This window comes from Bradyrhizobium sp. AZCC 1678, from assembly GCF_036924765.1.
GTDB lineage: Bacteria > Pseudomonadota > Alphaproteobacteria > Rhizobiales > Xanthobacteraceae > Bradyrhizobium > Bradyrhizobium algeriense.
This window is the reverse complement of the sequence record NZ_JAZHSE010000001.1, coordinates 1,566,304-1,584,770: the sequence shown is the minus strand read 5'-3', so window position 1 is coordinate 1,584,770 and position 18,467 is coordinate 1,566,304. Positions and strand designations below refer to the sequence as shown.

At 63.8% G+C, this 18,467-nt stretch carries 16 protein-coding genes and 1 pseudogene; 11 read left to right on the top strand and 6 right to left on the bottom strand.

The annotated features are described in order from the left end of the window. Positions 1 to 236: 236 nt before the first annotated feature. From V1294_RS07485 to V1294_RS07470, 4 genes are all read right to left on the bottom strand, one after another. Positions 237 to 728, bottom strand: a complete 492-nt coding sequence (locus V1294_RS07485; protein WP_334476895.1) for a pilus assembly protein N-terminal domain-containing protein — start codon at positions 726 to 728, stop codon at positions 237 to 239. Between the two features lie 244 nt (positions 729 to 972). Continuing rightward, entirely contained in the window at positions 973 to 1,800 is an 828-nt protein-coding gene (locus V1294_RS07480) for a sterol desaturase family protein (RefSeq protein ID WP_334496118.1), read from the bottom strand. A 64-nt stretch (positions 1,801 to 1,864) separates the two neighbouring features. Further along, positions 1,865 to 3,316: a hypothetical protein gene (locus tag V1294_RS07475; RefSeq protein ID WP_334496116.1), complete on the bottom strand. Its 1,452-nt coding sequence runs from the start codon at positions 3,314 to 3,316 to the stop codon at positions 1,865 to 1,867. A gap of 18 nt (positions 3,317 to 3,334) precedes the next feature. After that, a complete protein-coding gene (locus tag V1294_RS07470) occupies positions 3,335 to 4,162 on the bottom strand; it encodes a sterol desaturase family protein (protein ID WP_334496115.1) in 828 nt (275 codons plus the stop codon). Positions 4,163 to 4,516: 354 nt separating this feature from the next. On the opposite strand from V1294_RS07470, the gene V1294_RS07465 reads away from it, so the two are divergent. The 9 genes and pseudogenes from V1294_RS07465 to V1294_RS07425 all read left to right on the top strand — a co-directional run bounded on the left by V1294_RS07465 (position 4,517) and on the right by V1294_RS07425 (position 13,294). Further along, positions 4,517 to 4,681 (top strand): Flp family type IVb pilin, encoded by a 165-nt coding sequence (locus tag V1294_RS07465; RefSeq protein WP_334476887.1) that lies wholly within the window; start codon positions 4,517 to 4,519, stop codon positions 4,679 to 4,681. 195 nt (positions 4,682 to 4,876) lie between these two features. Continuing rightward, positions 4,877 to 5,401 (top strand): A24 family peptidase, encoded by a 525-nt coding sequence (locus V1294_RS07460; RefSeq protein WP_334496113.1) that lies wholly within the window; start codon positions 4,877 to 4,879, stop codon positions 5,399 to 5,401. Positions 5,402 to 5,528: 127 nt separating this feature from the next. Further along, positions 5,529 to 6,323 carry a Flp pilus assembly protein CpaB gene (gene cpaB, locus V1294_RS07455; RefSeq protein ID WP_334476883.1) on the top strand — a complete coding sequence of 265 codons (795 nt, stop codon included), beginning with the start codon at positions 5,529 to 5,531 and terminating at the stop codon, positions 6,321 to 6,323. 17 nt (positions 6,324 to 6,340) lie between these two features. Then, a complete protein-coding gene (locus V1294_RS07450) occupies positions 6,341 to 7,807 on the top strand; it encodes a type II and III secretion system protein family protein (protein WP_334476881.1) in 1,467 nt (488 codons plus the stop codon). 21 nt (positions 7,808 to 7,828) lie between these two features. After that, positions 7,829 to 8,569 carry a CpaD family pilus assembly protein gene (locus V1294_RS07445; protein WP_334496111.1) on the top strand — a complete coding sequence of 247 codons (741 nt, stop codon included), beginning with the start codon at positions 7,829 to 7,831 and terminating at the stop codon, positions 8,567 to 8,569. Next, positions 8,566 to 9,838: pseudogene (locus V1294_RS07440) on the top strand (AAA family ATPase). Before V1294_RS07445 ends, V1294_RS07440 begins: the two are co-directional and overlap by 4 nt. A gap of 22 nt (positions 9,839 to 9,860) precedes the next feature. Continuing rightward, positions 9,861 to 11,324 (top strand): CpaF family protein, encoded by a 1,464-nt coding sequence (locus tag V1294_RS07435; RefSeq protein WP_334476875.1) that lies wholly within the window; start codon positions 9,861 to 9,863, stop codon positions 11,322 to 11,324. 7 nt (positions 11,325 to 11,331) lie between these two features. Next, complete coding sequence (locus tag V1294_RS07430) at positions 11,332 to 12,309, top strand: type II secretion system F family protein (RefSeq protein WP_334496109.1); 978 nt, start codon at positions 11,332 to 11,334, stop codon at positions 12,307 to 12,309. 10 nt (positions 12,310 to 12,319) lie between these two features. After that, a complete protein-coding gene (locus tag V1294_RS07425; protein WP_334476873.1) occupies positions 12,320 to 13,294 on the top strand; it encodes a type II secretion system F family protein in 975 nt (324 codons plus the stop codon). Between the two features lie 262 nt (positions 13,295 to 13,556). Here the strand turns inward: V1294_RS07425 and V1294_RS07420 are convergent, their stop codons facing one another. Further along, on the bottom strand, positions 13,557 to 14,399 hold the full coding sequence (locus tag V1294_RS07420) for a tetratricopeptide repeat protein (protein WP_334496107.1): 843 nt from the start codon (positions 14,397 to 14,399) through the stop codon (positions 13,557 to 13,559). Positions 14,400 to 14,535: 136 nt separating this feature from the next. On the opposite strand from V1294_RS07420, the gene V1294_RS07415 reads away from it, so the two are divergent. Together V1294_RS07415 and V1294_RS07410 are read left to right on the top strand one after the other, a co-directional pair. Continuing rightward, a complete protein-coding gene (locus V1294_RS07415; RefSeq protein WP_334496105.1) occupies positions 14,536 to 15,918 on the top strand; it encodes a leucyl aminopeptidase family protein in 1,383 nt (460 codons plus the stop codon). Next, positions 15,911 to 16,753: a C40 family peptidase gene (locus V1294_RS07410; RefSeq protein WP_334496103.1), complete on the top strand. Its 843-nt coding sequence runs from the start codon at positions 15,911 to 15,913 to the stop codon at positions 16,751 to 16,753. Before V1294_RS07415 ends, V1294_RS07410 begins: the two co-directional genes overlap by 8 nt. A gap of 100 nt (positions 16,754 to 16,853) precedes the next feature. Here V1294_RS07410 and V1294_RS07405 read toward each other — a convergent pair whose 3' ends face one another. Then, positions 16,854 to 18,467 (bottom strand): ABC transporter ATP-binding protein, encoded by a 1,614-nt coding sequence (locus V1294_RS07405; RefSeq protein ID WP_334496101.1) that lies wholly within the window; start codon positions 18,465 to 18,467, stop codon positions 16,854 to 16,856.

Genomic DNA, 18,467 nt, shown 5'->3' with positions numbered 1-18,467 from the left:
AGAGCGGCCCGGCCCGCTAACCGGCCGTTAACTGTCTTCAGAGGGGCTCACACAGGCGGGATCGATTCGCGGACAGGATGATGTGCTGACGCGCCGACAAGCTTGCGCCGAGCCGTCGGGAAGAACCGGCTGGGTGTCTAGAGCAAGGCGGAAAATGGTTCGGGTGCAGAAATACGTCGGAGCAAAAACCGGAGCTTCGGTTCTGATTCGATCAGAACCGAAAGCACTCAGTTTGCCTATTTGGTCCCGGCGCTGGCGGCTTGACCGCTGAGAGAACCGGCCTGGTCGATCGCCGATCTGAAGTAGGTCTCGCCGTCGCCAAGGGTGACGCGGCGCTGGCAGATCGGCATGCAGCTATAGGATTCCCGCTCGACGCCGCGGTAGACGGTGACGAGTTGATCGGTCGGGCCTTCGACCTGGATCTGGCGGTCCACCAGCACCTCGCCGTTGCGGTCCATGGCGATGAAATTGGTCGCGCCGTAGCCCTTGCCGGTGACGACGACGATGCCGCCGCTCTGCAGGGTCACGTCGGCAATCAGCGGGTTTCCGACCACGATGGTGGAGACCTTGGCAGGAAGCTTCACGAGCTTTGCCTGATCGACATAGACGGCGATGCGGTCGGGATCGGGCGCGGCCAGGCAGACGGCCGGCCACAGCAGGAGACCTGCGGCGAGGGAACGCAATCCAAAACGCGCGCGCGCGCGAATACGCTGGGACTTGAACGACATACTTTACCCCGGGGCATCAACAAGCCGGCAATGGCGATACGCAGCGGAACCGGCGCCCGACAACGGTGAATCTGACGACAATTCATGAACAAAGGGCAAATAGGCCCCGAAACGGGGCAAGAAATCCGCGGCAAGCGTGATTAATAGATCATGATCTCCGCGCAAACGCGTTCCGGGTTTGGAAAACCGGCAACCGCGTTTCCCTTGCGACAAACGCGCTCCGCGTTTGCGCGGAGATCATGTGCTATTTGCGGAACGGATAGGCCAGCTGCCCGATGATTTCGCGGGGAAACGAGGACTGATCGTCCACGCCATATTGGACCGGCAGCGTGCCTTTCGGCATCCGGAAGGTCCCGAACAGGATGTCCCAGAGCGGAAAGGTGCCCGCGAAATTGGTGTCGCCGCCCTCCTCGCGGGGGGTGTGGTGCCAGCGGTGAAACACCGGCGTCGCCACGACATATCTAAACGGGCCGAGTGTCCAGTTGAGGTTGGCGTGAACGAACGCCGAATGGAAGATGTTGAACGGCCCGAGCCAGAGCATCACACCCGGCGAAATGCCGGCCATCAGCAGCACCACATCGACCCCGATGGTACCTAACAGCAGGTTGACGGGGTGAAAGCGCGCCGCCGAGATCCAGTCCACATCCTCCGACGAGTGGTGGATGGCGTGGTATTTCCAGAACCCGCCGCCATGGAACATGCGGTGCAGCCAGTACATCATGAAATCGGCCGCGATCAGGAACAGGATCGCCTGCAGCCATAGTGGCAGCCTCGACAGCGGGCCATGGCCGTTGTCGTAGAAGGCGATCAGCTCGTCGGCGTCGTGAATTCCAAACACCAGGGCCGCGCCGAGCACCAACAGCCCGATGCGGAACACGCGCGCGAACAGCGGCACCAGGAACCAGTAACAGATGTCGGTGACGAGCTCGCGCTTGCGCCACCAGGGCTTGCCGGGATTGCAGGCCCAGAAATGCGCCAGCACCGAGAACACGAGCGCCAGCGCGATCGTGACCGGCACCACCTTGGCCAAGGTCTGGCCGAGCATCTCGACGACTTCGGTCGGCAGGTTCATCCGGCCCGCGTATCAGAATCCCGGTCCGCCCGCCAGTTCGGGTCTAGAGTCCGGTTCTGATTGATCAGTTGGCCGTACGAACGTGCAGTACGGCGTTCTTGTCAGCGTAGGCGCGCCGCCAGCCGCCAATATGATCGAGCAGGCCCACCGCAGGCGTACCCGGCGTCAGCAGCACGGCCTCGATGTCCCACTTCTTGAGAATGTCGAGAAACTGGTTGACGTCCTTGAGCTGCATCGCGCGGTAATAGGCCATCTCGAACGCTTCACCGTAGAGCTCGGCGCGCCCGTCGATGAACACGGGCATCTGCCGCCATATCAGATAGCCGGCAAACGGAAGATCGTTGAGAACCCGCCTCGGATTATGCGCCTTCAGCGCATCGACAGCCGCCGCCGGCGACTGGTTTTCGGGCGGTGCGAAGGTGGTGTTGGCTGCGAGCAGCCACGTCCAGCCGCCGAGCAGGGCCAACACCACCGCCATCACGGACATCGGGGCGCCGGTGCGGGCGAGCCAGGCCGGCCGCAGCGCGAACTGCGATGCCACCGGCGCGAGCACCACGATCGGCAGCAGCAGCGCGAAGATCTCGACATTCCTGACATGCGACAGCGCCATATGCAGCAGGCCCAGCACCAGCGCAATCCGCGGCGGCGTGAGCTTGACGCCGGCGTAGAGCGCGCCGGCGATCGGCGCGAGGATCGCCAGCTCGAACATGCTGAATTTGCTGAAATCCGCCGGCATCCATTCATAGATCAGATGCAGGAGTTCGCCGAGATCGAGGATCTTGCGTGCGGCAAGGATTGATCCCCACCCGTAAGGCGTGGCGCAGCAGGCCACCAGCGCGCCAATACCGAACGCCGCCCAGCGCAGCACCACAGACCTTTGCTGCGCGCGATCAGCATTCCACAGCGCATCGAGCGCAAACGCGCCGACCAGCACGAGGCCGAACACGAATCCGCCGTGCAGGTTCGCCCACACCGCGATCAACGGCAGCAGCCATGGCGACGGCGCCTGGCCGCGCTCGCTCGCCGATATCAACCCGTTCGCCCACGCGAGCATGATCGGCAGCACCAGCACATGCGGGCGCGCCAGAAAATGCCCCATCGAAAGAGCCAGCGCCACCATCGCGACGGCGACCGCATAGACCGCGGGAACGCGGCGGCCGAGAATGTGAATGAATAGTGCGAAGGTTGCGGCGATGCAGCCGGCGGCGAGAACCACCGGTCCGATCCAGCCTACCAGGTTGTAGCTCGTTGCGTACAGCACCTGCGCCAGCCAGGACGATGATGTCCACGGCTCGCCTGCCTTGGTGAAGGAGTAGATGTCGACGCGCGGCAAGGCGTTGTGTTCGAGGATCCACTGACCCACGGCGGTCTGCCAATAGGTATCGGAATCGCCCAGAAGCTGGCTGCCGTTGATCAACAGCAGCGCATAGACGACGATCCCGACCCAGAGCCATGCCGGAACGTCGCCAAGGCTCAAGGCGTTGTCCCGACGGATCGCTCCAGTGTCAGTGGTCATGAAGACTCCGCCCAGGCCCTAGTGGCGGAATGGATAGGCCAATTGCCCGCCGATCTCGGTGGGGACCTCCTGGTCGTCCACGCCGTAATTGTCGGGCAGCCGGTTCTCCGGCATCCGGAACGTTCCGAACAGGATGTCCCAGAGCGGGAAGGTACCCGCGAAATTGGTATTGCCGCCTTCTTCGAGCGAGGTGTGATGCCAACGATGGAAGACCGGCGTGGCGAGCACGTATTTGAACGGCCCGAGCGTCCAGTTCAGGTTGGCGTGGACGAAGGCGGAGTGGAAGGTCGTGAACGGCCCGACCCACAGCATGATGTTGGGCGAGATGCCGGCCATCAAGAGGATGACGTCGACCAGGATTGTCCCGATGAACAGGTTGACGGGGTGAAACCGCGCCGCGGAGATCCATTCGAGATCCTCCGAGGAATGATGGATGGCATGGTATTTCCAGAACCCGCCGCCGTGAAACATGCGGTGCAGCCAGTACAGCATGAAGTCCGACGCAACGAGGAACAATAGCGCCTGCACCCAGAGCGGAAGCTGCGACAGCGGTCCATGGCCATTGTCGTAGAATGCGATCAGCTCGTCCGCCTCGTGAATGTTGAAGACGACCGCAGCGCCGAGCACCAGCAAGCCGATGCGGAAGACGCGCGCAAATACCGGCACGAAGAACCAGTAGCAGATGTCAGTAATGAGCTCGCGCTTGCGCCACCACGGTTTGCCCGGGTTGCAGGCCCAGAAATGCGAGAGCACCGTAAATACCACGGCGAGCGCGGTCGTCACCGGAGCGACCTTCGCCAACGTCTGGCCCAGCATCTCGATGACTTCAAATGGCAAACTGGACATGACGGCCTCATTCGATCGGAGAGATCAAGAGGTATCCGCTCGCGCTTAAGGAGCCGTGAATCAAAGCATCGAAGCCTTTTCGATGCTCGGCTGTTACTGGCGGAGGACGCGCGACCCGGAAACAGGTGGCGCATGAGCAAGCGAACGCTCGCGAAGCCGCGCTTGCATTTCATCTGATGCCTTAATGCAGTGTTTACCGTGCTCAAGAACAGCGAGTTCCAAGCATTTTTGCGTGATCGAATTAACTGCGTCGAAATTGTCGCACCCTAGGGTCACGACATGGTCACGGTGCTGAGAACGCCGGCAAGACCAAACTTAAGTTCGACCAGCCACGTGTACACAGGAGTTACATAGATGAAGAATCTCGTTTCGCGTTTCGTGAAGGATGAGTCCGGCGCCACCGCCATCGAATACGGCCTGATTGCCGCCGGCATCGCGATCGCGATCATCACCGCCGTTCAGGGCGTCGGCACCCAGCTGAAGACCAACTTCAACACGATCTCGACCTCGCTGAAGTAAGCGACGGTTGCGAGCTAACTAACGCAAAGGCCCCGGCAAGCCGGGGCCTTTGCTGCTTCTAAGGCGCGCCGATCTGACAAAGCCGTCGAGCCTCGCACGTCCTGCGATCTTCCGCCGTTTCCCGATTTTTCACTTCTCGTAGCTAGGCTCGGCCAGAGCCCGGATCTCGGGTCAACTTGCAGCCTGCGTGAATTCATGATCCTCGATACCGCCCGCCTCCTGCTGTTTCCGGCTCTGATGGCATTCGCAGCCGCGAGCGACCTGTTCACGATGACGATTTCGAACCGGGTGTCGCTGGCGCTGATCGCCGGCTTTGTGGCGCTCGCGGTGCTGGGCGGCATGGGCCTGCACGACATCCTCCTGCATTTCGGCGCCGGCGCGGCCGTTCTGGTGGTGGCCTTTGGCTGCTTCGCGATGGGATGGGTCGGCGGCGGCGACGCCAAGGTCGCGGCCAGCGTGGCACTCTGGTTCGGTTTCGACCATCTCCTCAATTATCTGCTCTATGTCTCGCTGCTCGGCGGGGCGTTGACGGTGCTGCTGATTCAGTTCCGGCAATGGCCGCTGCCTTCCCTGCTTGCGGGACAGCCATGGCTGAACCGGCTGCACGACAAACAGAGCGGGATTCCCTACGGCATCGCGCTCGCCATCGGCGCGCTGATCGTCTATCCGCAGACCGAATGGATCAAGGCTATCGACCTCGCTCACCTCGCGATGCGCTGATCAAACGTCGCTAACTTTCCGTTAAGGCAATTTACACACGCCTCATTAACCATGCTTTGACGAATAGCTGGTCAACTCCCATCACGGCGGCGGAAGCGTCGCAGCGTAATGTGGAAAGTGAAGCGTAATGAATACCGCACGCATTGTGGTCCTGGCCATCGCCATCGGCGCCGGCGGCATTGCCGCATATCTCGCCAGCGGGTCCGACGACAAGCCAGCGCCGGCCCAGCCGGTCACGCAGCTGCAGACCGTCGATATTCTCGTCGCCAAATCGGATATCGCCCTTGGCCGCTCGGTCAAGCCGGACGATCTGCAATGGCAGACCTGGCCGGCCGCGACCGCCAGCAGCAGCTTCATCAGCCGCGCCAGCAAGGCCGACGCCATCAAGGAAATCACGGGCTCGATCGCGCGCGCGCCGTTCATCGCGGGCGAACCGATTCGCGAACAGAAGCTGGTGAAGGCCGACGGCTCCGGCTTCATGGCGGCGATCCTGCCCGCCGGCTACCGGGCCATCTCCACCGAAATTTCACCGGAAACCGGCGCCGGCGGCTTCATCCTGCCGAATGACCGCGTCGACGTGATTCTTACCAAGCGCGACAAGAGTCCAGACGGCAAAGGCCCGGATATCCCCGGTTCAGAGGTCATCCTCGCCAATGTCCGCGTTCTGGCCATCGACCAGGCGCCGAAGGAAAAAGAAGGCAGCAGCTCGCTGGTCGGCAGGACGGTCACCCTCGAATTGAAGCCCGAGCAGGCCGAGACGCTGGCGCGATCGCGCCAGAGCGGCTCGCTGACGCTGGCGCTGCGCAGCATTGCCGACGTCAACGCGGTCGAGAAGCCGGACGACCAACAACTCAACAAGCGCGGCGAAAGCCTCAACGTCATTCGTTACGGCGTTGCCAGCCAGCAGACGATGCAGAAGTGACCGAAAGGACGCACGATATGAAGTGCAGGGAAATTCAGCCGATGATGCGAACGTTCATCGTCCGCGCCCTGTCGTTTTCGGCTGTGGCTGCTCTCACGCTCAATCCGGCGCTGACGCCGGTGCTGGCGAGCGACTATCGCGTTGCTGCGCCGGCCACCACCGACGGACAGATGAACGCACGGTTCGTTTCGCTCGGGATCGGCAAATCGTTCGTGATCGACCTGCCGCGGGAGATCAAGGACGTACTGGTCGCCGATCCGAAGATCGCCAACGCCGTCGTCCGCTCGACCCAGCGCGCCTATATCATCGGCGCCGCGGTCGGCCAGACCAACATCGTCTTCTTCGATTCCACAGGCGCGCAGATCGCGGCCTACGACATCGCGGTCAAGCGCGACCTCAACGGCGTGCGCGCCGCGCTGAAGCAGTCGCTGCCGAATTCGGACATCCTGATCGAGGGCGTCGGCGACGGCGTGGTATTGAGCGGCACCGCGGCGAGCCCGATCGAGGCGCAGCAGGCCGCCGATATCGCCGCCCGCCTGGTGAACGGCACCGAGAAGGTCGTCAACTCGATCGCCGTTCGCGGCCGTGACCAGGTGATGCTGAAGGTCACGGTCGCCGAAGTCCAGCGCTCGGTCATCAAGCAACTCGGCATCGATCTCAGCGCCAGCATGACCTACGGCACATCCGTTGTTAAGTTCACCAACAACACCCCATTCACCGCAAACAGTGCGCCGCTCGTCGCCGGCAACGCCCTTACCGGGAGTTTCGGCTCGACGCCATCTGTGCAGGCGACGCTGCGCGCGATGGAAAGTGCCGGTGTCGTGCGAACCATTGCCGAGCCTAACCTCACAGCCATTTCCGGCGAGTCCGCAACCTTTATCTCGGGCGGTGAATTTCCCATTCCGGCCGGCGTGACCTGCCAAACGACCACGGGCGGCACCATCGGACAATGCGTCCAGACCGTCAGCTTCAAGAAATTCGGCATCTCACTCAACTTCACGCCGGTCGTGCTGACGGAGGGACGGATCAGCCTTCGGGTGATGACCGAAGTGTCGGAAGTCTCGACCGAAAACGCTCTGACCGGCGGTGCCGGTGGAACGACCATTCCCTCGATCAAGACCCGCCGCGCCGAGACGACGCTGGAAATTCCGTCCGGCGGCGCGATGGCGATGGCCGGCCTGATCCAGGAACAGACCAAGCAGGCGATCAACGGTCTGCCGGGCCTGGCGCAACTGCCGGTTCTCGGCACGCTGTTCCGCAGCCGCGACTTCGTCAACAACCAGAGCGAACTGATGGTTCTGGTCACGCCCTATGTGGTGCGCGCGGTGGCGCAGAAGGACCTGTCGCGGCCCGATGACGGCTTTGCCGCCACCTCGGACCCGCAGGCCGACCTGCTCGGCAGCATCAATCGCATCTACGGCGTTCCGGGCCGTGTCGAGAAGGCTCGGAATTATCGCGGCACCTACGGCTTTATTACGGACTGAGGCGGGACGATGACACCGAGGATGAAATCAAAAAAGCCCGCCGATCCCAGGCGCGCCCTCTGCCTGGCGGGAGCGCTGATCGGTCTTTCCGTGGCGCTCAGTGCCTGCAAGCACAGCACCGATGTGGTGACGACGGCGGGCGTGCCCGACGACTATCGCCAGCGCCATCCGATCGCGGTGCAGGAAGCCGACCGCTCGATCGTGGTTTTCGTCGGCCGTGGACGCGGCGGCCTTTCCGCCTCCCAGCGCGCCGACGTGATGTATCTGGGCCAGACCTGGATGCGGGAAGGCACCGGCATCATCAGCATCGACGTGCCCGTCAATACGCCGAACGCGCGGGCGGCCGAAGATTCATTGCGCGAGATCCAGGCGACACTTGCCGCCGCCGGCGTGCCGCCGCGCGCGACCAATGTCCGCCAGTATCGCCCCGAAGATCCCAGGCACATGGCTGCGATCCGCCTCAACTATCCGAAGATTTCGGCGGTGGCCGGCCCATGCGGGCTGTGGCCGGAGGACCTCGGACCGTCGATCAACAACAGGAGCTATTTCGAAAACAAGCCGTATTACAATTTCGGCTGCTCCAATCAGCGCAATCTGGCGGCGATGGTCGACAACCCGTCGGATCTCGTGCAGCCGCGTCCCGAAACCCCAGCCTTCGCGCCGCGCCGTGGTGTAGCCTTCGACAAATATCGCAAGGGCATCTCCACCGCGACCACTTACTCCGAGAGCGAAAAGGCCAAACTCAGCGATACCGGCAAATGATCACTTACTCGCGCCAGAATACAGAACAGCAGCCGGAAATCACGGCGCCGTCCACCGAGGATCACATCGCGCCGGCGCCGCGGGTGTCGGTGCAGGCTTTCTGCGAGACGGTGGAAACCGCGGCCGCCGTGCAGTCGGCGGGCGAAGACCGCCGCCTCGGCAAGGCTCACCTCAAGATTCAGATGGGCTGGCATGGCCGCCGCGGTCGAGGCCTACCGCTCGGCCCCGACCCCGAACGTCATCATCCTGGAAACCGAAAACCGCAACGACATTCTCCTCGGCCTCGACCAGCTCGCCACCGTCTGCGACGCCGGAACCCGCGTGATCGTGATCGGACGCATCAACGACGTCATGCTCTATCGCGAACTGGTGCGCCGCGGCGTCAGCGACTACGTCATCGCCCCGGTCAGCGCCATCGACGTCGTGCGCTCGGTCTGCAACCTGTTCTCGTCGCCGGAAGCCAAGGCCGTCGGCCGCATCATTGCCATCGTCGGCGCCAAGGGCGGCGTCGGCGCGTCCACCGTCGCCCACAACGTCGCCTGGGCGATCGCGCGCGATCTGGCGCTGGATTCCGTGGTCGCCGATCTCGACCTCGCTTTCGGCACCGCCGGCCTCGACTACAATCAGGACCCGCCGCAGGGCATCGCGGATGCGGTGTTCTCGCCCGACCGGGTCGATACCGCGTTCCTCGACCGCCTGCTGTCGAAATGCACCGACCACCTCAGCCTGCTGGCGGCGCCGGCAACGCTCGACCGGGTCTACGATTTCGGTGCGGAGGCGTTCGATTCGATCTTCGATACGCTTCGCACCACGATGCCCTGCATCGTGCTCGACGTCCCCCATCAATGGTCGGGATGGACCAAGCGCGCCTTGATCGCAGCCGACGACATCCTGATCGTCGCGGCGCCCGATCTCGCCAATCTGCGCAACACCAAGAACATCTTCGACCTCTTGAAGGCATCCCGGCCGAACGATCGCGCCCCGCTCTATTGCCTCAATCAGGTCGGCATCCCGAAGCGTCCGGAGATCCCCGCCGCCGAGTTCGCCAAGGCGATCGAAAACCACCCTATCGCCACGATACCGTTCGAGCCGCAAATCTTCGGTTCGGCCGCCAACAACGGCCAGATGATCGCGGAAATCTCCGCAACCCATCGTACCACCGAGATGTTCCTGCAGATCGCGCAGCGGCTCACCGGCCGCGGCGAGACCAAGAAGCCGAAGAGTTCGTTGCTGTCACCTTTGATCGAGAAGTTGCGGGCCAAGAAGTAGGTCGCCTGCGTGGAGTGCCATCGTGTTCGGTAAGCGTAGTGGAAATGATAGCGATACGCGGGCGCTGAGGCCCGCCATCCAGGCGCCGGAGCCGGTTGCCGCCGCGGTAGCAACGCGCGAGGTCGCCGCGCCGACCGTGGCTTCGCCGCCGATCGCCCCCGCCAAGGCGCCGCCCGCCCCCGCCATGGAGGCGCGGCGATCCGACAATTACTACCAGGTCAAGGCGACCATCTTCGGCGCCCTGATCGAGGCGATCGACCTTGCCCAGCTCGCCAAGCTCGACGGCGAGTCCGCGCGCGAGGAAATCCGCGACATCGTCAACGAGATCATCGCGATCAAGAACATCGTGATGTCGATCGCCGAGCAGGAAGAGCTGCTCGACGATATCTGCAACGACGTGCTCGGCTACGGCCCGCTGGAGCCGCTGTTGTCGCGCGACGACATCGCCGACATCATGGTCAACGGCGCCGGCACGGTGTTCATCGAAGTCGCCGGCAAGATCCAGAAGACCGGCATCCGCTTCCGCGACAACCAGCAGCTGCTCAACATCTGCCAGCGCATCGTCAGCCAGGTCGGCCGGCGCGTCGACGAATCCTCTCCGATCTGCGACGCCCGCTTGGCCGACGGCTCCCGCGTCAACGCCATCGTGCCACCGCTGGCGATCGACGGGCCCGCCCTCACCATTCGTAAGTTCAAGAAGGACAAGCTGACGCTCGACCAGCTGGTCAAGTTCGGCGCGATCTCGCCGGAAGGCGCGCAGATCCTGCAGATCATCGGCCGCGTTCGCTGCAACGTTCTGATCTCGGGCGGCACCGGCTCGGGCAAGACCACGCTGCTGAACTGCCTGACCCAATTCATCGAGGAGGACGAGCGCGTCATCACCTGCGAAGACGCCGCCGAACTTCAGCTGCAGCAGCCTCACGTGGTGCGGCTGGAAACCAGGCCGCCCAACATCGAAGGCGAAGGCCAGGTCACGATGCGCGAACTGGTCCGCAACTGCCTGCGTATGCGCCCCGAACGCATCATCGTCGGCGAAGTCCGCGGACCCGAGGCATTCGACCTGCTGCAGGCCATGAACACCGGCCACGACGGTTCGATGGGAACGCTGCACGCCAACAACCCGCGCGAAGCCCTGTCACGCTGCGAATCGATGATCACGATGGGCGGCTTCTCGCTGCCCTCGCGCACCATCCGCGAGATGATCTGCGCCTCGATCGATGTCATCGTGCAGGCTGCGCGCCTGCGTGATGGCTCGCGCCGCATCACCCACATCACCGAGGTGATGGGCATGGAGGGCGACACCATCATCACCCAGGATGTGTTCCTGTACGACATGGTCGGCGAAGACGCGAACGGCAAGATCATCGGGCGGCACCGCTCGACCGGCATCGGACGTCCGCGGTTCTGGGAACGGGCGCGATATTACGGCGAAGAGAAGCGGCTTGCGGCCGCGCTCGACGCCGCCGAAGTCACCGAAACGACGTGAGGAGTCCATGAGCATACAGACGCTCGCACTGGCGTTTCTCGCCGCTACCGCCATTGGCGGCCTGGCCTGGGTATTCATCTATCCATCGCTGTCGGGCCAGAGGAAGGCCGAATCTCGCCGCGCCTCGATCGCGCGTTCCGACGCTCCGGCGCGTCAGGCCGAGAAAACCCAGCGTTCGCGCCGTGAGCAGGTCGAGGGATCGCTGAAGGAACTCGACGCGCGACGCAAGAAGGAGAAGTCCGTCCCGCTCACCACCCGCCTAGCACAGGCGGGTTTGGGATCCTGGACACCCCAGAAATTCTGGATCGTGTCAGGCATTTCCGGCGCGGTCGGATTCGTGCTCGCCTTTGTGATCGGCGGCGGCCTGCTGGGCGCCGCCGTGATGGCTTTCGGCACCGGCCTCGGCCTGCCGCGCTGGGTCCTGGGCTTTCTCAAGAAGCGCCGCGAGAAGGCGTTCCTGAAGGCGCTGCCCGACGCCGTCGACGTCATCGTGCGAGGCATCAAGGCCGGTCTGCCGCTGTTCGAATCGATCAAGGTGGTGGCAGCCGATTCACCCGAGCCGCTCAGGAGCGAATTCAGCGCCATCATCGAAACCCAGACCATCGGCATGCCGCTCGGCGAGGCCTGCGCGCGGCTATATGAGCGGATGCCGCTACCGGAGGCAAACTTCTTCGGCATCGTGGTCGCGATCCAGCAGAAGTCGGGCGGCAACCTGTCGGAAGCGCTCGGCAACCTCTCCAAGGTGCTGCGCGACCGCAAGAAGATGGGGGAGAAGATCAAGGCGATGTCGACGGAAGCCAAGGCCTCCGCGAGCATCATCGGCTCGCTGCCGCCGATCGTGATGCTGCTGGTCTGGATGTCGACGCCCGACTACATCGCGCTGCTCTGGACCCATCAAATCGGTCAGCTCATGCTGGTGTGCTGCGTCGTCTGGATGACGATCGGCGTCCTGGTGATGCAAAAAATGATCAATTTCGACTTCTGACGGTGCAGCCATGATTGATTTTCTGATCGCCAAGATGCACGACGCGCGGTTCATGACGATGCTGCTTGCCGCCATCGCGGCGAGCGCGACCGCCTATACGCTGATCATGCCGCTGTTTGCCGGCGAAGGCCTCGCCAAGCGCATGAAGGCGGTTGCCAGCGAGCGCGAACGGCTCCGGCAGCGCGAGCGCGAGCGCCTTGTCAAATCGGAGAAGGTGTCGCTGCGGCAAACCCCGAAGCAACTCGTTTCCAAGGTGGTGGAAGATTTCAACCTGACCAAATGGCTGGCGCAGGAAGCCGCGCGCGACAAGCTGATCATGGCCGGATATCGCGGCCACGCGCCCTACGTCACGTTCCTGTTTGCCCGCGCGGTGACACCGATCGTACTGTTTATCGGCGCGGCCCTCTATGTGTTCGTGATCACGCAGATGGACAAATCGCTGACGGTCAAGCTCGGCATCTGCGTCGCCGCCGCCTATCTCGGGCTGCAGGCCCCGATGCTGTTCCTGAAGAATGCCATCAGCAAGCGCCAGCTCTCGATCCGCCGCGCCTTTCCCGACGCACTCGACCTGCTGCTGATCTGCATCGAGTCCGGCATGTCGGTCGAAGTCGCCTTCCGCAAGGTCGCCACCGAAATTACATCGCAGTCGATCGCGCTGTCGGAGGAATTCTCGCTGACCACGGCCGAATTGTCCTACCTGCAAGACCGCAAGGTGGCTTACGAGAACCTGGCCAAGCGCACCGGCCTTGAGGGCGTGAAGTCGGTCTGCCTGGCGCTGATGCAGTCGGAACGCTACGGCACTCCGCTCGGCCAGAGCCTGCGCGTGATGGCGCAGGAAAACCGCGACATGCGGATGAACGAGGCCGAGAAGAAGGCGGCCGCGCTGCCGCCGAAGCTCACCGTGCCGATGATCCTGTTCTTCCTGCCGTGCCTGTTCATCGTCATTCTCGGACCGACCTACATCAAGATCCAGATGATGCCGTAACGCGAACAGCGGGCGCGGCGGACGCCGCGCCTTCGACCGTCGTCGTCGCGCGGGCTTGCTGCCTCGCCAGGACTTCGGCAAGCCAGCACGGAAAGGCCCCGGCAAAATCTTGACACAGAAGTCTTGACGCAGAAGTGTTGGGGTGCCGCAGTTTGGGCGACGCGAGGACAAGGCGTGGCGGTACGCCGCGCCGCCGGGCGCGATTACGAACAGCTCTGGAATACTGGATCCCCGCCTTGGCGGGCGTTGACGACTGCGATAATCAGTCGGGCCGATTGAGGGCTGCGACCGGCACGGTCTTGCCGCCATTGCGCGGGCTATCCTTGCGGCTCAGCATTTCCCGCAAATAGGCCACGTTGGCGGTCGCCTCGTCGGCCGGCAGGTCGCCCTTGGCGATGGTCTCGGCTTCCGCGAAGCGGCCCTGCAGGCCGACCACGAGCGCCAGGTTCTGCCGCACCCTTGCGTCGGCGCGGGGATTGGAATGGGCGCGCCGCAGCGTCTCCTCGGCTTTCGGCAATTCCCGCGTCAGCATGTAGGAGAGACCGAGATTGGACAGCACCGACGGCTCTTCCGGCACGATCTTCAGCGCGCTCGCATAATAGCCCCGGGCCTCCTCGTGCTTGCCCATCTTGTCGAGCGTGGTGCCCTGCACTGAAAGAATGCGCCAGTCGGGATTGGCGGGTGAATGGGCGCGGCTGAGCACGTCGAAGGCCGCCTGCGAATTGCCGTTATCGGCGAGCGCGCGGCCGTAAGCGGCAAGCAGCGCCTTGTTGCCGGAATTGGCGATGGTGGCCTGTTCGAGCACGGCGGCGGCCTGCGCCCGCTGGCCGGTGGCGCGCAGCGCCTGGCCGTATCCCAAGGCCGCCTCCGCATCCTTGGGATTGGCGCGATATCGCTCGCCGTAAACCTCGACCGCGCGGCGCGGATCGTCGGGAGCGGCTTGCGCCTTGGAGGACGATGACGATGAGGTCAGCGACCCCGTTATGTCGGACATGGTCTGGCAGCCGCCAAGGCCTGCGGCGAGAACCGCCGTCACGGCCGCGGAGGAGAGGAACCGAGCGAGAGACCCGGCAAGAGACCGGGAATGGCTGGACTGTCGACGCATGGCACTTCAACTCACGGGGAAATGGCTGACGAATGGAGCCGAACGAGCCAGCAATAGACTGTTAACCCTAACGACCGGTTAATTGGCCGTGCTATGCCATCGGCACCACCCACCCGTCCCCTTCCGCGAGACCCGCATGCAATCCCCGTTCGAGACCGCGCCCGACGCCGCTGCCATTCCGATCATTTTCGCCACCAAAACGAATTGGGCCGCGATCGCCAGGGAGCTTCCCGAGCAGGCCCGGCAGTTTGCGGCGGCCAATGACTTCACCGCCAAGCCCGGCAAATGCCTGACGTTGCCCGCGCCCGACGGGAAGATCGCACAGGTCGTTTTCGGCATCGAGGAAGAGAGCAGCAAATCCCGCGATCTGTTCAGGCCCGGCGCCCTGCCGGGCCTGCTGCCGCCGGGCGTCTATCGCTTTGCCAATGCGCCGCATGATGTGCGGCTCGCGACGCTGGCCTTTGCGCTCGGCACCTATCGGTTCGGCCGCTATCGCAAGGCGGAACGGCCCGACGTCCGGCTGGTGCCGCCCGACGGCATCGATGTCACCGATATCGCGCGGATGGCGGAGGCGGCAGCACTTGCGCGCGACCTGATCAATACGCCGTCGAACGATATGGGCCCGGAAGAACTGGCGCAGGCGGCGCAAGCGTTGGCGACGCGATTCGGCGCCACGTTCAACTGCATCATCGGCGATGAGCTCGTGAAGCAGAACTTTCCGCTGATCCACGCCGTCGGCATGGCCTCGACGCGCGCCCCGCGCCTGATCGATCTGAGCTGGGGCGATCCCGCCCATCCCAAAGTGACGCTGGTCGGCAAGGGCGTCTGTTTCGACACCGGCGGCCTCGACCTGAAGCCGTCGAGCGGCATGTTGATCATGAAAAAGGACATGGGCGGCGCCGCCAACGTGCTGGCGCTGGCGCAGATGGTGATGGATGCGAAGCTGAAGGTCCGGCTACGCGTGCTGATCCCCGCGGTCGAGAACGCGGTGGCCGGCAACGCCTTCCGCCCGCTCGACATCTTCCAATCGCGCAAGGGACCGACGGTGGAGATCGGCAACACCGACGCCGAGGGACGGCTGGTGCTGGCGGATGCATTGGCGCTGGCGGACGAAGAGAAGCCGGATCTACTGGTGGACCTCGGCACCCTGACGGGAGCGGCGCGGGTGGCGTTGGGGCCGGATTTACCGCCCTTTTACACCCATGATGAGACACTGGCCGAAGCCGTTGCCGCCCACGCAAAAGGGGAGAACGATCCGTTGTGGCGAATGCCGCTGTGGCCGCCTTACGATTCCTGGCTCGACTCCAAAGTGGCCGACATCAACAACGCACCGTCCGGCGGCTTTGCCGGCTCGATCACCTGCGCGCTGTTCCTGCAGCGCTTCGTCACCGATGCAAAGAGCTGGCTGCATGTCGATATCTACGGCTGGACGCCTTCGGCAAAACCCGCGCGTCCCGAAGGCGGTGAATGCCAGGCCGCTCGCGCGATCTACAAACTGCTGAGCGAACGCTATGGATGATCCGCGCCTGACGCCGGCACGGCCCGAAGTCGCCGCGAAATATCTCGAAGGCAAGGTGAAGGCCGCGCGCTTCGTCGTGGGCGAGGAATTTGGCGTGCGCGATGCCATCGCGCCAATGCGCGAGGGACCTGCTGCGGATGCCATGCTGTCGACGCAAGCGCTGAAGGGCGAGCGCGTCACCATCTACGACCACAACGGCGAGGGCTTTGCCTGGGGGCAACTGAACAGCGACGGCTATGTCGGCTGGATTCCGGATGCGGCGCTGACAAAGCCTGCGGCCGCGCCGACGCACAAGATCACCGCTTTGCGGACGTTCGCGTTCCCGGGCCCGTCGATCAAGCTGTCGCCGGTCGAGACGCTTTCTTTGGGTGCGCGCGTAACGGTTGCCCGTGAAGACGGCGCGTTCGCCGTCACGAACGAAGGCTGGTATCTGCCGCGACGGCATGTCGGCAGCCTCGACGCGATGGAAAAGGATTTCGTCGCGGTCGCCGAACGTTTCGTCGGCACGCCCTATCTGTGGGGCGGCAAGAGCTCGCTCGGCATCGATTGCTCCGGCCTCGTCCAGGTTTCGCTGAACGCCGCCGGCACCGGCTGCCCGCGCGACAGCGATATGCAGCAGGATGGGCTCGGTCGAACGCTCGACGCAGCCGAGGCGAAGCGATTACAACGCGGCGACCTGATTTTCTGGAAAGGGCACGTCGCCATCGTCCGCGACGCCGACACCATCGTGCACGCCAACGCGCATCACATGGCGACCGTGATCGAGAACACCCGAGAGGCAATTGCGCGGATCAAGGCGGTCGGCAGCGAGGTCACGGCGATCAAGCGGTTGTAGCCGCAAGCTTCACCGTCATCACCCGCCTGCAGGTGATGACGGTATTCCAGAGAACTGGCGATTGAGCCGAGAAGCCGCGGCGTATGAATGACGACCTCTACTACGCCTCCGGCACGGCCTCGATCCGGAACGCGGCGGCGAACAGGGCGCGGGTGTAGTCGCTCTTCGGATTCTTGAAGAGCTCCGCGGCGGCCCCCTCCTCCACCACCTTGCCGTGGCGCATCACGATCAGGTGGCTCGCCAGCGAAGCCACGACGCGCAGATCGTGCGAGATGAACATGTAGGTCAGGTCGCGCTTGCGCTGCAACTCGCGCAACAGGTCGACCATCTGCGCCTGGAACAGCATGTCGAGCGCTGAGGTCGGCTCGTCCAGCACGACGAAATTCGGCTCCAGCACCACCGCGCGCGCGATCGAGATACGCTGGCGCTGGCCGCCGGAGAATTCATGCGGATAGCGGAAGCGCGTTTCCGGATCGAGGCCGACGTCTCGCAGCGCCTTGACGACGCGCGTCTCGCGCTCCTCATACGACAGCGACTTCTGATGCACGCTCAATCCCTCGGCGACGATATCGCCGACCGACATGCGCGGGCTCAGCGCGCCGAACGGGTCCTGAAACACGATCTGCATGTCGCGACGGAACGGCAGCATAGCCTTGAAGCGCAGGCCCTGGATGTTGTTGCCGAGGAACACGATCGGGCCATCAGAGGAAATCAGCCGGAGCAGCGCCAGCCCCAGCGTGGTCTTGCCCGAGCCGGATTCGCCGACGACGCCGAGCGTCTCGCCCTTGCGCACCGCGATGCTGACGCCATCCACCGCCTTGATATGACCGACGGTCGAGCGCAACAGTCCGCGCTTGATCGGAAACCAGACCTTGAGATTGTCGGCCGACATCACCACCGGCTCGTTGGGCCGCGGCGGCGCCGGATCCGGCTTCGGCTCTGCCGCAAGCAGCGCGCGGGTATAGGCATGTTTCGGCGCGGTGAAGACCTCTTCGACCGGTCCCTGCTCGACGATCTTGCCCGAATTCATCACGCAGACGACGTCGGCGATGCGGCGGACGATGCCGAGGTCATGGGTGATGAACAGCATGCTCATGCCGAGCCGCGACCTGATTTCGGCGAGCAGCGCCAGGATCTGGGCCTGCACGGTGACATCGAGCGCGGTGGTGGGCTCGTCCGCGATCAAAAGGTCCGGCTCGTTGGCGAGCGCCATCGCGATCATGACGCGCTGGCGCTGGCCGCCGGACAGTTGATGCGGATAGCTCTTCAGCCGGGTTTCGGGATCGGGAATGCCGACCTGCGTCAGGAGCTCCAGCGTCCGCGCCCGCGCCGTCTGTCCGCTAATGCCGCTGTGCAGGAGCAGAATCTCGCCAATCTGCGCCTCGATCGTGTGCAGCGGATTGAGCGAGGTCATCGGCTCCTGAAAGATGATCGAGATGTCGTTGCCGCGGATCTCGCGCATCTCGCTTTCCGCCGCGGTCAATAGCTCGCGGCCGCGGAAGCGGATGTTGCCAGAGGGATGCGAGGCGCCCGGATACGGCAACAGCTTCAGGATCGACAATGCGCTGACGGACTTTCCGGAGCCGGACTCGCCGACGAGGGCCACGCATTCGCCGCGCTTGACGGAAAACGAGACCTGATCGACCGCGAGCGTGTTGCCGAACGCCACCGAGAGGTCGCGGACATCGAGCAGGGGCTGATTGATAGCGTCCAT

Coding starts and splice junctions, on each gene's coding strand:
- V1294_RS07475 (WP_334496116.1), bottom strand. CDS start 3,316: ATGACCACTGACACTGGAGCGATCCGTCGGGACAACGCCTTGAGCCTT.
- cpaB (WP_334476883.1), top strand. CDS start 5,529: ATGAATACCGCACGCATTGTGGTCCTGGCCATCGCCATCGGCGCCGGC.
- V1294_RS07465 (WP_334476887.1), top strand. CDS start 4,517: ATGAAGAATCTCGTTTCGCGTTTCGTGAAGGATGAGTCCGGCGCCACC.
- V1294_RS07420 (WP_334496107.1), bottom strand. CDS start 14,399: ATGCGTCGACAGTCCAGCCATTCCCGGTCTCTTGCCGGGTCTCTCGCT.
- V1294_RS07410 (WP_334496103.1), top strand. CDS start 15,911: ATGGATGATCCGCGCCTGACGCCGGCACGGCCCGAAGTCGCCGCGAAA.
- V1294_RS07415 (WP_334496105.1), top strand. CDS start 14,536: ATGCAATCCCCGTTCGAGACCGCGCCCGACGCCGCTGCCATTCCGATC.
- V1294_RS07460 (WP_334496113.1), top strand. CDS start 4,877: ATGATCCTCGATACCGCCCGCCTCCTGCTGTTTCCGGCTCTGATGGCA.
- V1294_RS07470 (WP_334496115.1), bottom strand. CDS start 4,162: ATGTCCAGTTTGCCATTTGAAGTCATCGAGATGCTGGGCCAGACGTTG.
- V1294_RS07480 (WP_334496118.1), bottom strand. CDS start 1,800: ATGAACCTGCCGACCGAAGTCGTCGAGATGCTCGGCCAGACCTTGGCC.
- V1294_RS07430 (WP_334496109.1), top strand. CDS start 11,332: ATGAGCATACAGACGCTCGCACTGGCGTTTCTCGCCGCTACCGCCATT.
- V1294_RS07405 (WP_334496101.1), bottom strand. CDS start 18,467: ATGGACGCTATCAATCAGCCCCTGCTCGATGTCCGCGACCTCTCGGTG.
- V1294_RS07485 (WP_334476895.1), bottom strand. CDS start 728: ATGTCGTTCAAGTCCCAGCGTATTCGCGCGCGCGCGCGTTTTGGATTG.
- V1294_RS07425 (WP_334476873.1), top strand. CDS start 12,320: ATGATTGATTTTCTGATCGCCAAGATGCACGACGCGCGGTTCATGACG.
- V1294_RS07450 (WP_334476881.1), top strand. CDS start 6,341: ATGAAGTGCAGGGAAATTCAGCCGATGATGCGAACGTTCATCGTCCGC.
- V1294_RS07445 (WP_334496111.1), top strand. CDS start 7,829: ATGAAATCAAAAAAGCCCGCCGATCCCAGGCGCGCCCTCTGCCTGGCG.